The organism is Microcoleus sp. T3_D1, from assembly GCF_036700405.1.
GTDB lineage: Bacteria > Cyanobacteriota > Cyanobacteriia > Cyanobacteriales > Microcoleaceae > Microcoleus.
This window is the reverse complement of sequence record NZ_JAUBOV010000032.1, coordinates 37537-52913: the sequence shown is the minus strand read 5'-3', so window position 1 is coordinate 52913 and position 15377 is coordinate 37537. Positions and strand designations below refer to the sequence as shown.

Here is a 15377-nt window from a genome sequence, read left to right as displayed (position 1 = left end):
CCCTACTAAATCAGTCCTCAACTTGCAAGTCAGACGCCCTGAGTTCTTTTCCTGCGACTAATGCAACAAAAAAAGTGGGCTTGACCCACTCCTAGGTAAAACAATTTCTTCCAAGAAGTTTGAGGACTTCTTCCGATCGAAGAGAGGCCTCAGTTCTCAGTTTAGCTCGATCGCCCGCCCGGTGACAAACCGATCGCCCTCGGCGGACTGTCCGAGGGCAGAAGGGGAGAGCTGACAGGGGGAATAAGGACGACTTCATCACCGTTTTGGAGTGGGGTGGGGCGAGGGCAAATTCCTGGTTGATACCCAAGCGGGTGCGATCGATCTGAGATGTTGCACCATTCTCGCTTAACAGGCTTTCCGGCCTGTTCCACAAGGAGTAGATTTTCTTGTGGAACAGGCCGGAAAGCCTGTTCCTAAAAAGCTTATTGACAATGGTGCAAGATGTGCGATCGCCCCTAGAACTGTTGGCGATGGTCACTCAGGCGTTCTAGGACTTGCGATACGGGAGTTTCTTTGGGAAATTCTAATTTCTCTTCGGACAAGCCCTCTGCTTCTTGATAGGCGGCCAAGAGTTTGACAGTGATGGTGATTGGTAGATTAGACATGGGCGATCGCCAGATTAACTATATATTGACAAAATAGCCCTACTAAGATTCACCCTAAAAAATCCCCATTACTAATGCTGAATAGGAAGCTCAATTACAAACTCTACCCCCCATTCGGGCGAGGAAATGCAAGTCAGCTTACCACCATGTTTTCGTTCTACGATCTCACGGCTAATAGACAAACCTAAACCTGTCCCTTTACCTACTGATTTAGTAGTAAACATCGGCGTGAATAAATGCTGCATTACTTCCTGAGTTATGCCAACCCCATTATCAGCAATCCGAATCACCACTCTGTCATCCTGAAGCATTTCAGTGCAGATCCGAATCTGTGGAGTGTCATTGCTCTGTTTCTTTTCCCCGCACAGCGGACAACTGATCGTAGACTCTTCTAAAGCATCAATTCCATTCGCCAATATATTCATAAATACCTGATTAAGTTGCCCCGGATAACACTCTACTAGCGGCAATTCCCCATACTCCTTAATCACTGCAATTCCTGGGAAACTTCCTTTAGATTTCAGTCTATGCCCTAAAATTAATAAGGTACTCTCTAGCCCATCGTGAATATTCACGGGCGTTAGGGCCGATGTATCCAAGCGAGAGAAATTACGCAGTGACATAGAAAGATTGTAAAGTCGCTCTGTTCCTAGCGCCATTGAATCAATAATTTTTGGCAAATCTTCAACAATAAAATCTAACTCAATCTCCTGGGACTTATCCTCAAATTCTGATGTCGAAGTAACGTTGTGCTGCTGGCAAAGCCGAGTCATCTCGATCAAATCGGCAATATATTCCTTGGCAATAGGGATATTATTGGAGATAAAACTAACTGGATTGTTAATTTCGTGAGCTACCCCAGCTACAAGTTGACCAAGACAAGCCATCTTTTCACTTTGAACGATTTGCACCTGAGCTTTTTTAAGATTATCCAAAGCTTGAGAAAGTTCAGCCGTTCGTTCTTCCACCCGTTTTTCTAACTCCTGCGCGAGCTGATGTAACGCTGCTTCTGCTGCGAGCCGGTCTTCAATTTCCCGTTTAAGAAGCAGATTTTGGTCTGCGAGAGTTTTAGTCAAAGAACGCAGTTTTAAATGGAGGTTGACGCGAGCTAACACCTCCTTTTGTTCAAAGGGCTTAGTAATGTAATCCACAGCCCCTAGATTAAAGCCTTTGATCTTATCTCCTATGTCAGAAAGAGCCGTCATAAAAATTACCGAAATTTCGTTCGTCAACGGACTTTCCTTCAGGCGATGGCAGGTTTCAAACCCGTCAATTCCTGGCATCATTACATCTAACAGAATCAAATCCGGCTGAGTATATTCAGCCTGTTCGATGGCAGTTTCGCCATCAGTTGCTACCAATATTTCCCATCCAAAACCCGCTAAAGCTTCAGAAAGCACGTCCAGATTGCTAGGATTATCATCGACGATTAAGATGCTACTTGTTTCAATATTTGCTGCCTTCATTCTTTTTCTATCCTGTGGGATGTAATAAACTCTTTTATTTTTTTCACCTGATAGCCTTGGGCTAACTGGCGCAGCTCAACAGCAAAGGACACAAATTTCTGATCTAACTTCTCTAGGTGCTCACTGCGCTTCACAAGTCCTTTCACGTTGCCTCTCATCGCCAGTTCAAATAAAAGTTCAATTTCTCCTGGGGGGGGAGCAACTACAGATTTCGATTCAGAAAGTGATTTAGGATCAGAGGAAAAGGGAATAGTGCTGATTTTTTCATGCTTTTGTTCCTCATATATCCATTCAAGTTTTAAATACTTTTGCAACATCTCAAATAGCTCTTCTGCCTGCACTGGCTTACCGAGAAAATCGTTGGCTCCCCTCTCGAAACTTTTATGTTGGTCGGTAGCAAATACACTGGCAGATGAAGCAATGATTGCCACATCTTTATAGTGTGACAAATTTCGGATACGGCGCATCATCTCAAAGCCATCTAACACTGGCATCACCAAGTCAGTGATAATCAAATCGAACTTCAACTCTTCTACTTTTTCTAAACCTTCTTGACCGTTTTTAGCTTCGGTTACTTCAAAGCCGAGCGGTTCCAGCAGATTGACAATCACCGAGAGGTTTTCCCATTTGTCATCCACAACCAAAACTTTCTGTTTTCTACCTTGGTACCCAACTAGCTTTCTTTGCTTGGCAATCGTGGTTGTATTTGCCCAGTCTGCAGCTTCCCGTAAATCCAAATCTAGCCAAAAAACACTGCCGACTCCTGACTGGCTTTTTACTTGGATTGTACTACCCATCATTTCGACAATTTTCTGGCTAATTGTTAAACCGAGTCCGGTTCCTTCCGCCTGCCGCTTGCTGTCTCCTACCTGTTCAAAAGGCAAAAATATTTTTTCTAATTGTTCTGGTGTCATACCAACGCCAGTATCTTCTATTTGAAACCGAATTTTGTGAATTGGTGAGGCTGGCTTTTGGTCATGGCTTTGTACCTTTTCACCTGTCCCCTTTTCCAGATGTTCTATCTTAAAAGTCACTCGTCCCGAGTCGGTAAACTTAATTGCATTGCTCAGCAAGTTAATTAGTACCTGTCGCAAGCGTTTCTCGTCAGCGTAGATGCCAGCAGGAATTTCCGAACTGGGTTGATAAACAAAAGCAATTCCTTTTTGTTCGGCTCGGATGCGGCAGATTTCCGCGACTCCCTGCAAAAAGGAAGGAAAATGGAAATCTTTCGCGTACAGTTCCAATTTCTGAGCTTCAATTTTAGCGAGGTCTAAGATGTCATTGATCAGGGTTAACAGGTGGGAACCACACTGGTGAATAATACTGATGCCTTGGATATCTTTCGGAGCCATCGTTTTTGAGCGTTCTAGGATTTGAGCGTATCCTAAAATTCCATTGAGTGGCGTTCTCAATTCGTGACTCATATTCGCTAAAAATTCACTTTTAGCTTGGTTTGCAGTATCAGCGATTTGTTTGGCTTCCGTGAGTTCAGCAGTGCGTTCTTCTACTCGGATTTCTAGCTCGGAATTGGTCTTGGCTAGCGCCTCAAAGGATTCGCGCAACTGTTGTGCCATAAGGTTGAAAGACTGACCCAGGACTTCTAGTTCTTCTATGCCTTTTACCTGCACATTTTTCTCTAAGTCGCCACTGGCGATCGCCCTAGAAGCTGCGCTCAAACGGAGAATCGGGCTGGTAATCCAGCGTGCGGTTAAGATTCCCAAAACGGTAGCGAGCGCCAAGGCTCCCAAACACAACAAAATGGTAGTCTGGGTATTGGCGTTAATTTGATCCATGAAATCGCTTTCAGGAACGACGACGACGATCAGCCAGTCTAATCCTCGGCTATCCTGAAAGGGCATAACTTGGAGGAATTCCCGCTGGCCGGCGATCGTAAAATCCAATTGCTGAGAGCTATTAATTTTAGTGAGGTCGCCAAAGTGTTTTTTTAAATGCGCTGTTGTCAGCCGGATTAAATCATCTGTGCTATCTAAAGCATTCAGGCGATCGAGTTTGCCATTGTTGGTGATAAAGGCTTCTTTGAGAGTTGAACTGCCTACTAGGAGTCCCGAACGTTCCATAATGAATGTCTGTCCCGATCGACCCATTTTTAAGCTTTGCAGAAAGTCGCTGAGGAAAGAGATCAATAAATTAGCAACGAATACTCCACGCAGTTCGCCACTTTCGTCATACACTGGATGTCCGGCAGGAAGCGAGAGGGTTTTCTGACCTACAATCGAAAAAATTTCGCTCCATGTGGGCTTGCCTAAGCGTACACTGTCTTTATACCATGAACGGCTGAGTATATTGTAGTTGCGGGAGACTGTTAAGAGGTTCGTTTTATTGCCTTTGCTATCAGATTCATAAATATGAAGTTCATTCCGATGCTCTTTGTCTGCTATTTTAAAAACTACTTGGCCATTCTCTTGGCGTTCAATGGCAATGAACTCTCCCGTTTTAGTAGCAAAACCCATCTGGGGGAGAGAAGGAAAGGCTTGAATTTGCTCCCACAAATAGCGCTCCATACTCTCCAATTCGTCTGGATTTAAGTATCCTAGGCGAAGGGCATTGGCATTCAGTTGATTGACGCGAGGGGCTGTGTCTAGGTAAGTGTTGAGCTGCTGCTGGATGCGGGCCGTAATTTCACTCCGCAACTGACTAGCAACTTCGTTGACTGCTTTTTGCCCGTTGCGTAAGGATAGCCAGCCTGTCAGCCCGACGGCAGCAAATATTTGCAGAACGAATGGGAATACTAAAATCAGGCGCAGGGACACCTTTTTTTTATAACGGTTTGACAGGAAAGTGGTTGCAGAGGTCTGTGACATTTATTGGTGTTACTCCTGGGGTAACGAGTTGGCTGAAAAATCTCAGTGGATTTAGTGAAATGAGGCTGAGGAAATATATATTGAAAAGCAATCTATAATAGTTAGTGAAAAGTTTGAGACAGTAACTTGCTTAAACAAGCATGGCTACTTACGTGTTTTCTCTGATAGTGGTATAATAAGAGCTGACGAAAGATACTGACGCGCCTTAGTTTTTTTAGCCTTGGTAAATTTTTTTAGCCTTTAGGAAACCAGTTAGCAATCATATCTAATAGATTACTTGGTTTAGAGCTATTTTTAGTAATTTTTAACTTTACTTTACAGATTGACTCTAAAAAGTATAATCTCATCAAACTTACATATAAATTGATATAATGTACGTCTAAAAAAACTGACCGAAAGCATCCAGGATACCCGCCACGTGATTCATTCGTCCAGAAATAAAAAACCTGTATCCGATGAAACTTGCCGAACGTATTTATCGGTGGGGTCAATGCTTCAATCTCAAATCTAAAATCGAAAATCTAAAATCGATTGACCTTTCTCGCTAAAAACATGACACGCCAGGCCGCTGAGAACCCTAACGGCGGTCTAACTCACTACCGCGCTGAAGATGTGAGGCAAAACCCTGCAGATGACTCTCGTAGAGAATGCCGATCGCACATGAAACTTTACAATTCCAGCAAGTTTCATGTGCAGGAGTTACAGCAGGGTAATTGCTAATTGCTAATTGGGGAAGAAAAAAATCAGTAAAGCGGTGGAGACTTGCGCTAACGCGGGGCTATCCGTTGCAGTTCTTTGGCTTGTTCTAAAATTTTCTCGAAGTCTTCTTCGCTCAACCGCTGAATGTAGTTGATTTTGAACTCTTCTAGGAAGTCGCACAGCAGCAGTTGTATTTCTTGCCAGGTTTGCTGCTGTTGCAGTTCGGTTCCTAAAGCTTGCCCGAAATGTTGGACTAGCTGGCTTGAGAGTTTCATGCCGATGGGGTCTTCGGTGGCGATTTTGAAGGCTTCGTAGGCATCTTGGGGGCCGAGGGTGGCTAATTTTGAGAGTTCTGCAACTAATTGCTGTGCTAGCTGTTCGGGCAGGTTTCCCAGGCCGGGTACTTGCTTCCATCCTTGATAGAGGGGGGATTGTTTGAGGAAGCTTTCAATATTGTACCGGAGGAGGGCTTCTAGGTCGGGCTGGAGTTGGGGGAGGACTTTGTAGACGGTTATTTGCACTAGATGGGTGGCGATCGCTTCTATTTCATTGATATTGTTGATGTCTAGATAGCGCTGTTTTGGGGATTTAAAGAGTTGACGAGCGAGTTCGCCTGTGGTAATTGATTGTTGCATCTGGTTGATGAGTTGAATTACTACAACTTCGGTCAATTCTTGGGCGAAGTTGGCGACGAAACCTCGGCTGATTTGGGTGCGTATGGGTTGGAGATCCGGCATTTTGGCTTGGTGGATGCGAATTGTGACGGGTAATACTCGCAACAGGCGCCAGAATGGGAGCAGCAGGAAGATGTCGTACCATCGCCAGAGCATCGCCGATCGCCAAGTGACGCTGCGGTGGCGGCGGCTGATAGAGTAGGTACGGGCTAGAAATTCGATCGCGAATATGGCAATGAATGGCAGGTCAATTAGCCAGAAGTTATCGGTGAATTCGCCGTTGTCTCCGATCTCGCGGTAATAGTTGGTGGCGATTAATGGCTTGATTTTGGAGTCAAACCACTGGATTTCTTTTTGCCAGCCTTGTTGGTTTAAATAGTTAGGGCTCCAGAATCTTTGGAATGATTGTTTAGCGGAGTCTTGCGGATTCGGGACGCGATCGCGCATCCGGTCTTTTATTTTTTCTAGGGTGCCGCTTTTTGATGCTACTCGAAAGGGATCTTCGTCGATCATTTTCGCGCTCAGATTGTTTATTTCCTGCAATTTGGCTGCTACTTGGGGAGAGGGCAACCCTGTTTGCACTACTTGAATTTTTAATTCTTCTAAGCTTTCCAGATATTGCTGGGTGTCTCGGTGGGGTTTAATTCCTTTAAATGGGTCGTATACTTGAGTTAGAACTGGCAGTTGCCGGAGGTAGAAATCACGTCCGGGCACGTAAGTTATGTCAAATAATACTAGGCTTAAATTTCCTAGGGCGACCAGTGCCATGAACCGCTCGAACCAAGGTACTTTTGGTGATTTTTTGCGGGAGTTGGGAGTTGGAGAGGGCAGTAGTTTTGGTGTCACTAGCGGTTCCTAATTAAGTAGACCGATCGAATTAGATGTAACTGGTAATAGCTGAAAAAAGGAAACAGGGAAAACGGGCTAAGTGTCTGATCGATCTCGGATGGCGATCGAGGAAGCTAGTATTTATTTTAACGTGCGTTTGTTGGATATTTTTGGACTGTTGATTAGGCTTGGTTCGATAAAAAATTATACTGCTAAAATATTAAGGTCGATCGAACTTGACGGAAGCTGTGGCTCCCCTTAGTGTGCTTCTCTCTGGCAATAAAATTATATCTCAGGCGGAATCCTCAGTTTTTTTTTGCCTTGCAGAACTCACGGGGCTGGTAATAAATTACTATTTTTGTTTGATCTGGTGGCTCTTTGACCGCTCAATCAAATGTATTGCACGCAGCGGAGTCTAAGGTTAGATGAGGACTTCGAGTTTGAGGTCAAACCCTCAAGAGAGTTATACTTGCTCAGGGGCAGTCTGGCGAGAGCGCCTCCTCTGATGGCGAAGGTGGCTGCCGCCTCCGTAAGGTTCGAGGTTTCGCCTCTACAAAAACCAGCTCGCGATCGGACTCTTGAATAATATAAAACCCTGACTATAATTTTGTTCGCATTTTTTTAATATATGACATACTGCCTTAATCTCGATTGCCCAAGAGACAAGCGTCAGAACCCACCAGGCACAAAGTATTGTCTTAATTGTGGTTCAAAGCTGCTGCTAAAAGACCTTTATGCAGCAACTGAACCGCTGCGCGATGGGGGATTTGGCAGGACTTTCCGAGCTGTTAATCATGGAAAATTTGAGGAATTGTGCGTGATCAAACAGTTGTCACCCCCTCAAGAGTTTCAGCGGAAGCCCGGTCATTTTAAAAAATATGTTCGACTGTTTGAACAAGAGGCCAGGCGGTTATACGAACTGAAGCACCCGCAAATTCCTCAGTTAATTTCTTATTTTGAGGAAGATGGGCGCTTGTATTTAGTCCAAGAGTTTATTGATGGCAATAATTTAAAGGATGAGTTAGATAAGTACGGTGCTTATAGCGAAATTAAAACTTGCGAACTGCTGTTAGATTTGTTGCCTTTATTGAAGTTTGTTCACGACAGAAATGTAATTCACCGCGATATTAAGCCTGAGAATGTGATCCGCCGAGCTCGCGATCGTAAGTTAGTGCTGATAGATTTTGGGGTTTCTAAACAGGTAGTAGCTGCTGCTCCGACCAAAACAGGAACGAAGTTGGGAACTCCTGGCTACGCGGCTCTAGAACAGCGTCACGGTAGGGCTGTTCCTGCTAGCGACCTTTACAGTTTGGGGGTGACTTGCATTCGCTTGCTGACTTCTGTTATGCCTTATCTGGATATCTACGGGGACATTCACGATGACCTTTACGATCCGCTTGAAGGCCGGTGGCTTTGGAGGGAGGCTTTGCCAAAAGGAACACAAATTAGCGACGCTTTAGCTCAGGTTTTGGATAAGTTGATTCAGGAATATGTTAAAGATCGCTACAAATCGGCTGTGGAAGTTTTGGATGCTTTAAAACCTCCTGTTGTTGTTGTCCCAGTCCTGGAAAAGTCGCAGCAGGCAACGGTCATTAGTCCTTCGGTTCCGACTCAACCGGTGACTGATACTCAGCTAGTTTCTGTGAATTTAGAGTCGGAAAAAGGTATTGATTATTCTCACTTGGCAAGGCTGCTGGCTGCTAAAAATTGGCGTGGTGCGGATGAGGAAACTTCTGTGAAAATGCTGGAGGTGATGCAGCAAAATTCACGGGGTTATTTGAGTGAGGAAGATATTAGGAAGTTTCCAGCTAAGGATTTGCAGACTATCGATCAACTTTGGGTGCGGCACAGTCACCGCAGATTCGGTTTTTCTGTGCAAAAGGGTTTGTGGCTCAAGTTGGGGGGAAAGCCTGGTGTTTATGATGCTACAGTTTGGGAGAAGTTTGGCGATCGAGTGGGCTGGCGGGTTAACAGCCAGTGGGTATACTATTCGGAGCTGAATTTTACTTCTAAAGCAAAGCCGGGACATTTGCCGGGGGGGACTGTTTTTGGGTGGGAAGGCGGGGTTTTGTGCGGTGTTTTGGGTTTGGGTGGGATCTGGTTTCTGCTGTCGCGGCGGGATTTGTAAAACTCACATCTTGCACTATTCTCGCTTAACAGGCTTTTCGGCCTGTTCCACAAGAAAATTCACTCTTTGTGGAACAGGCCGGAAAGCCTGTTCATAAAAAACTTATTGAGAATGGTGCAATATCTCATACCAATTTTATATGAGGTTGCATAGAATCTGATCCCCCCTAACCCCCCTTATTAAGGGGGGGACAAGAGCTTGGTCAAAGTCCCTCTTATTAAGGGGGATGCGAGGGGGATCGAAATATATGCAACTTCACATTAAATTGGTATCAGTAAAAGGAAGGTAGAAGGTAGAAGGCAGAATTTATTAGTGAGGCTGCACCCGAAGCGAAGTCCAAGTGTTAGTCATGAAATAGTTTTGAGTTGGGAATTAAAGAGTTAATAAATTTTGAGTTTAATCATCTGTTATGTAGAAAATATCTCTAAAAAAAGCGAAAAATAAGATATAATCCCAAACCCTTTTTTTTGTGCTATGTTCTTAGAGAAGGGCAAGTTTGCAAAGTCAAAAGCCAGTCCTCGCCGGTGGCCAACCATTGGGACTGGCTTTGGCTACAATTTACCAAGGAGATTTATTTAGTATGTTGCAAGAAAAACGTCTCAAGCCGTGGACTATAGTTCGCTCGCTTCCCAATGTGGAAAAGGTGGTTGTGGGTGAGTTTCGCAGTTGGTCTGATGCAGACGGTCACTTGAAAATTCTCAAGCGGATGGTTCCGGCGGATCGATTGACTGTTGTGTTCGATCCGGTAGTTCAAGCGTAACGTCGCTGGTAAATTGATCGGCGTGCGATCGCTCTTTGAGCTAAGCGGTCGCCTATTTTTTTACATATTTTTTTTTACATAAAAAATGCGATCGCTAAAATGGCGATCGCAACTTGAATCATTGTCCTTAACTGCGGCGAATTTCAGTAATTTGGTCAGCAACATCCAAAATTCTTTGCGGCATGGATGGCCCGGTAAAAATCATATCCAAATGATGCGGCTTGTTGTCAATCAATGCCACCACTTCGGCTTCGGGAATCAAGCCCAAATTAACCGCTAAACTCAATTCATCGAGAATAACTAAGGAATAACGACCTTCGCGCACCGCATTTTGAACATACTGCCACAATTGTTCGATCGATCGCGTCTCCAGCTCATCTAAATCGGCATTCTCAATGCAGCGTGACAAATCGCAGCGCATCCAATCTAAATTTTGCCCCAGTCGCACCGGATGCTGGTGTCCTTGATTAATTCCCCCTTTGAGGAACTGCACCGCTAGCACGGGAGCTCCCTGTCCTGCAATTCTGAGGGCTTGAGCCATGACACTGGTAAAAAAGCAGCGGTGCGGGCCTGTAAAGACTTGCACCAGCCCTTGAACTGTGTAGGGCAAGCTGTGGGTTAAATTGAGTGTAGGGGTTTGTAACTGAGCAACCATAGGGCAATATTTAATCAGCAACTAAGTCTTGAGTGCAGCTCCGACCTTGACGCGGCTGAAGCCTGCTTAACAATATATAGTGTACTGGGCCGAGTGCACATCGGATCGAACGCTAGATATACAAGTTGTCAAAAGCTCGCGGCAGTGGCATTCGCAGTCGTTTGTTCGATTTTTGAACTCAATTAGCACTTAGGCAGAAACGGGGTTTTTTACCAAAATACGGCGTGGAGCTTGACATTTATACAGTTATAGGGTGAAAAACCAAGGTGATGAGAGTCTGGCTTCGTCCAGGGCTTTTAAGAAAAGGTACACACATCGCGTAAAATTTGAATGTCGCGGCACTAGGAGCAGGGACTGTGAGAGTGGTGATTCTGGGAGGGCCAGGAGCGGGAAAGGGAACTCAGGCTGAACTACTGTGCAGCAATTTGAGCCTTCCTTTGCTGGCTGTGGGGGATATTCTACGGGAGGCGATCGCAGAAGACACAGATTTAGGCAAGCTGGCGGTGTCTTATGTCGAAAGAGGGGAATTAGTTCCCGACGCAACTATGATTGAATTCTTTCGCCGCCGACTGCTGCTGTGGGATGTCTTTAATGGCTGGGTGTTGGAGGGCTATCCGCGAACGGCTTTTCAAGCTGAGGAGTTGGATTTTTTATTAGAGGATTTGGCCCAGGAGCTAGATTGGGCAGTTTGGCTGAAAGTGCCGATCGAGGTTTTGCTGAGTAGGTCGATCGAGCGCGATCGATCGGATGACCATCCTGAAATTTTACAGCGTCGGCTCGATTTGTTCCACGAACGCACTATTCCTCTTTTAGAGTATTACGAACACCGCAACAAACTGTTAACTATTGATGGCGATCAATCCCCACAACAAGTCCAGCAGGATATTCTCAAATTAATCGAGGCTAAGGGCCAATCATTATAGGATTTTAGATTTTAGATTTTAGATTTTAGATTGAAGGACTCGATATTTACAGAATCAAAAAAACCCGAAAGATTACTACCCACTTTTTAAGTTTTAAGGCCCAATTACCCATTACCAATCACCTAAATATTATGTCTTTCCAACGTCCCGATGGCAGACAACCAAATCAAATTCGTCCGATTAGTTTCGATCGACAGTTTACCAAATTTGCTAGCGGTTCCGTACTGGCGAAAAGTGGCGATACTCAGGTACTTTGCAGCGTTACAATCAAGCCGGGAGTGCCTAGATTTCTGGAGAATACCGGACAAGGTTGGCTGACAGCGGAATACCGAATGTTGCCGGGTTCTACACCGCAGCGACAAGAGCGGGAATTTATGAAATTATCGGGACGCACTCAAGAGATTCAGCGGTTGATTGGGCGCAGTTTGCGATCGTGCTTGGATATGCAACTATTGGGAGAACGCACCATACTTGTCGATGCGGATGTTTTGCAAGCGGACGCTGGGACTCGCACGACTTCAATTACTGGCGGGTTTGTGGCTGTGGCTGATGCTTTGAATAAGTTGGTGCAAAAAGGTGATTTAGTGCGATCGCCTATTATTCGTCAAGTGGCAGCCGTGTCTGTGGGACTTTTGGAAGGCGAGCCATTTTTAGATTTGAATTATCTTGAAGATGTGGCGGCTGAAATTGATTGTAATGTGGTGATGAATGGAGATTTGAATATAATAGAAATTCAGGGAACTGCGGAAGAGGGAAGTTTTAGTCGGAGTCAGTTAAATCAAATTTTGGATATGGCAGAAACTGGAATTCAGGAATTGTTGGAGGCTCAGCGGCAAGCTTTAGTGGAGTAGGTAAATCTAATTCAATTTTTCTCAGGTATAATAGTTGAGCAGAAGTGTTGAAAGTGAATAAATAAGTGATAAAAGTTGCCCCAAAAAATATGTTAAATTTGGGCTAAAGAGGAAAATATATCTGTTAACAATGATTGTAAATCAGGCTCTTCCTTACTTACTGTGCTGAAATGTTAATCAAAGGCTCAAAGAAAGGTTTAAAGGTTCTGGGAGCATCTCATATTTGTAAAAACACTTCTTCTGCCTCCTTCGTTCTTCCTCTTTCCTCCTGCCTCTTTCCTCCTGCCTCCTGCCCCGCAGCAAGAGAGCCTCAAAACTCCAATTTCTAGCTGGGCTGCTTTCATTGAGATGCTCCCAAGGTTCTTCCGTACTTAGTGTCCTAAAATATTATGGCACTGCCGTCCGAAGCAGATTAACTCGCAAATGAGGTAAGCTAATCCGCATTTAAATTGCATAGTAAAATTATTTTTTCCTCTTGTGGGGAGTAGGGGTTGGGCAGGAGAGCCCGCCCTCAACATACAAATTAAATGCACAACAGCTTAATCTCGGTGAGACTCCCTATTGGCCTAGATTTTCTCAAACGGTTCACAGGCGGGGATGAGGCAGAAGTCTGATTTTTTAGTTTAGCAAATTAGTTGGCTTCTAATCTGGGTAAGATTAACGAGAGAGCGGATTAGCTGAAGAACCAATGCGAAAAAGGATCGTAAAAACATTATCATTCAATAATAAACGATTCCCGAAAACATCATCACCATAATCATATTGGTTATTTTGCCAATTGAGGGATAGGGTAGGACTGTTGTATTTATTTTCCAGTTGCCAACTTACACTAGCACCGTAGAGAGAGCGAGTGGAGTTTTTATCGATGGGGGCGATATAACCAGACAGAGTGAGAGTGCTTAGAGGACGGATGGTTAGCTCAGCCAGTAAGCGATCGTCGTAGGAATTGGGAAGGATATCACCAACATAATTGGTCAAACCCAGAGAAAAAATTCCCCAATTCAGGCGAGCGCTAACGGCAATTTCACTAGCTGGTGAAATACTAAGTACATCACCAATTCTTGTTTCTCGATCGAGAGCATAATTGAAGCCAGTTGATAAGGTTAAATTTGCCCGCCTACTGAAGCGAAAGGTTTTGGCTACACTCCCCCAAAGTTGGCTGTAATAATCGCGATCGGGGTTGAGATAACCAATCGCACCGCCGCGAAAACTCCAATTATCTAGCGTATTTCTCGTGTAATCAGCACCGAGGTAGAGTTTGGGCTTTTCTGAAGCAATCACACCCGTATAGTATCGCAGGATATCTTCGCCTCCCGTCCAGTTTCCGGTAAAGCTGAGATGAGGATAGTAACGGGTTTCTTCCCCATAGATACTTTCTCTCACAAAGTTGACATCTTGCTGTAAAAAGCTTAAATAAACTTGGGCATAAAAATTCTGCAAATTGGCCGTAGAATACTGATTTTGGTTAACCGCAGAGAATAACTGTACATTGCTATTTGCTCCACCTTCTGCACCAGCATCCACAAGGGTGACTTGTGGGCCTGTTGGGTCGTAAAAGGTTCGACCATCTTCAATATTGCGATCGATCACGGGAGAAAGACCGAGCCAAAGGCTATTATAATTCGCTTTAGGAACTTGATTTATGCTGGTGACATTAGGCGTTAAACTTTCTGCCCGTCCGAGTCCGGCGGAATATATCGTAAAACTACTGCTGGGTAAACGAGTATTATTAGCGGCTAAAAATAAGTTGCGGTTGATATTAGTATTAACCGGATTTTTACTGCCTTGTAGGTTAGGAATGACATCGGGTAAAATTTGCGCGCCCGCTTGAATTGCCGTATTGAGCCAGCGATTTTCATCATCAACAAAGAGAGTAAAGCCTCGAATCGTTCGTCCTAAAACGGCTTCTCGATCATTGGCTTTAACAACTTGACGAACTCGCGAAACAGTACCTGCAATCGTAGAGTCAACTTCTTCTTTTCTCTCAACTTTTGTTTTTTGGGATTGGCTGTTTCCCGGATAAGCACCCGAATTGGGAAAATAAAAATCGACACCAATCGGTTGACTGCTGGTTCCCCCTTGAAAGCCTGGAAGCTGCATAAAAGCCAAAGTTTCCGGTTTGACAACCTCCCCAACCTGAGACGTTTGAAAGACGCGGGTAGGCACGAAAAATTCTGGGTCTATACTATTGCGATCGATAACTAAACCTGGAGTATAAGTACATTGTTGGTCACTGGGAGTATTGGGAAAAATACAAGCGGCCGTTAAACTCATTTGAATTTCTAACCCCGTCATGGTTTGGGGTGCGGTAGTTGTCGTTGTAATTGTTCGTTCTAGGGGAACAGTCCGCAGTTGCAAATAAGTGCCTTTTTGGTCTACTCTATAAATATTAGTTCGGCTTAAACTTTCAATGACTCGACTGTTAAGTTTAAGAGTCCCATTGAAAAACATATCGCTGTCTGTGGTGTCAGCAAAAGTATGGAAACCACTAAACTCCCATTCAGTTAGATGGCTGATGGGAATGTCATTGAGAAGTAAATTGGTCGTGAATGGGCTAATTTTTTCGTCTGGAGCGATTCGAGGTGAAATAATGTAATCGGGGTCAGTAGATGGCGCAGAAGGTTGGGGCAATCCGTTAGGATTATTAGTTGATGGGGGTTTTGTGGGCTCAGGTTCAGAGGCTAAATTTTGGGATGAGGGTTCTAGGTTTGTAGCAGAAGTAGACCAGTTTGGTGTTTCTGATAAAGGGGTGGCTTGTGGAAGGTCGGAAACGCTTGGAGCGCTTTGAGATGGAATAATGTAATCGGGGTCAGTAGATGGCGCAGAAGGTTGGGGCAATCCGTTAGGATTATTAGTTGATGGGGGTTCTGTGGGTTCAGGTTCAGGGGCTAAATTTTGGGATGAGGGTTCTAGGTTTGTAGCAGAAGTAGACCAGTTTGGTGTTTCTGATAAAGGGGTGGCTT

The 15377-nt window shown here is 44.6% G+C and carries 13 protein-coding genes; 6 read left to right on the top strand and 7 right to left on the bottom strand.

The annotated features are described in order from the left end of the window. Positions 1-91: 91 nt before the first annotated feature. From QT992_RS16180 to QT992_RS16165, 4 genes are all read right to left on the bottom strand, one after another. Positions 92-481 (bottom strand): hypothetical protein, encoded by a 390-nt coding sequence (locus QT992_RS16180; RefSeq protein ID WP_333320123.1) that lies wholly within the window; start codon positions 479-481, stop codon positions 92-94. Beyond that, the gene (locus tag QT992_RS16175) at positions 459-608 is read right to left on the bottom strand and encodes a thiamine S protein (protein WP_333320122.1); all 150 of its coding nucleotides are present in this window, start codon (positions 606-608) and stop codon (positions 459-461) included. The genes QT992_RS16180 and QT992_RS16175 overlap by 23 nt, the downstream gene beginning before the upstream one ends. 71 nt (positions 609-679) lie before the next feature. Next, complete coding sequence (locus QT992_RS16170; protein ID WP_333320120.1) at positions 680-2074, bottom strand: response regulator; 1395 nt, start codon at positions 2072-2074, stop codon at positions 680-682. Further along, complete coding sequence (locus tag QT992_RS16165; RefSeq protein ID WP_333336639.1) at positions 2071-4896, bottom strand: ATP-binding protein; 2826 nt, start codon at positions 4894-4896, stop codon at positions 2071-2073. Before QT992_RS16165 ends, QT992_RS16170 begins: the two co-directional genes overlap by 4 nt. A gap of 552 nt (positions 4897-5448) precedes the next feature. On the opposite strand from QT992_RS16165, the gene QT992_RS16160 reads away from it, so the two are divergent. Beyond that, positions 5449-5616 (top strand): hypothetical protein, encoded by a 168-nt coding sequence (locus QT992_RS16160; protein WP_333320117.1) that lies wholly within the window; start codon positions 5449-5451, stop codon positions 5614-5616. 47 nt (positions 5617-5663) lie between these two features. Here QT992_RS16160 and QT992_RS16155 read toward each other — a convergent pair whose 3' ends face one another. Then, on the bottom strand, positions 5664-7115 hold the full coding sequence (locus tag QT992_RS16155) for a hypothetical protein (RefSeq protein ID WP_333336641.1): 1452 nt from the start codon (positions 7113-7115) through the stop codon (positions 5664-5666). Between the two features lie 82 nt (positions 7116-7197). On the opposite strand from QT992_RS16155, the gene QT992_RS16150 reads away from it, so the two are divergent. The 3 genes from QT992_RS16150 (at position 7198) to QT992_RS16140 (ending at position 9985) form a co-directional block, all read left to right on the top strand. Beyond that, positions 7198-7359, top strand: coding sequence for a hypothetical protein (locus QT992_RS16150; protein WP_333336644.1), 162 nt, complete (start codon positions 7198-7200; stop codon positions 7357-7359). Positions 7360-7725: 366 nt separating this feature from the next. Continuing rightward, a complete protein-coding gene (locus QT992_RS16145) occupies positions 7726-9225 on the top strand; it encodes a GUN4 domain-containing protein (RefSeq protein WP_333336645.1) in 1500 nt (499 codons plus the stop codon). A gap of 496 nt (positions 9226-9721) precedes the next feature. Beyond that, entirely contained in the window at positions 9722-9985 is a 264-nt protein-coding gene (locus QT992_RS16140; RefSeq protein WP_333336647.1) for a hypothetical protein, read from the top strand. A 127-nt stretch (positions 9986-10112) separates the two neighbouring features. On the opposite strand, the gene QT992_RS16135 is transcribed toward QT992_RS16140, so the two are convergent. After that, positions 10113-10640 (bottom strand): P-loop NTPase family protein, encoded by a 528-nt coding sequence (locus tag QT992_RS16135; protein WP_333336649.1) that lies wholly within the window; start codon positions 10638-10640, stop codon positions 10113-10115. A gap of 356 nt (positions 10641-10996) precedes the next feature. Between QT992_RS16135 and QT992_RS16130 the strand changes: the two genes are divergently transcribed. Continuing rightward, a complete protein-coding gene (locus QT992_RS16130) occupies positions 10997-11563 on the top strand; it encodes a nucleoside monophosphate kinase (RefSeq protein ID WP_333336688.1) in 567 nt (188 codons plus the stop codon). 131 nt (positions 11564-11694) lie between these two features. After that, positions 11695-12414, top strand: coding sequence for a ribonuclease PH (rph, locus tag QT992_RS16125; protein ID WP_333336651.1), 720 nt, complete (start codon positions 11695-11697; stop codon positions 12412-12414). Positions 12415-13071: 657 nt separating this feature from the next. Here rph and QT992_RS16120 read toward each other — a convergent pair. Continuing rightward, a complete protein-coding gene (locus QT992_RS16120) occupies positions 13072-15252 on the bottom strand; it encodes a hypothetical protein (RefSeq protein ID WP_333336690.1) in 2181 nt (726 codons plus the stop codon). Positions 15253-15377: the final 125 nt, after the last annotated feature.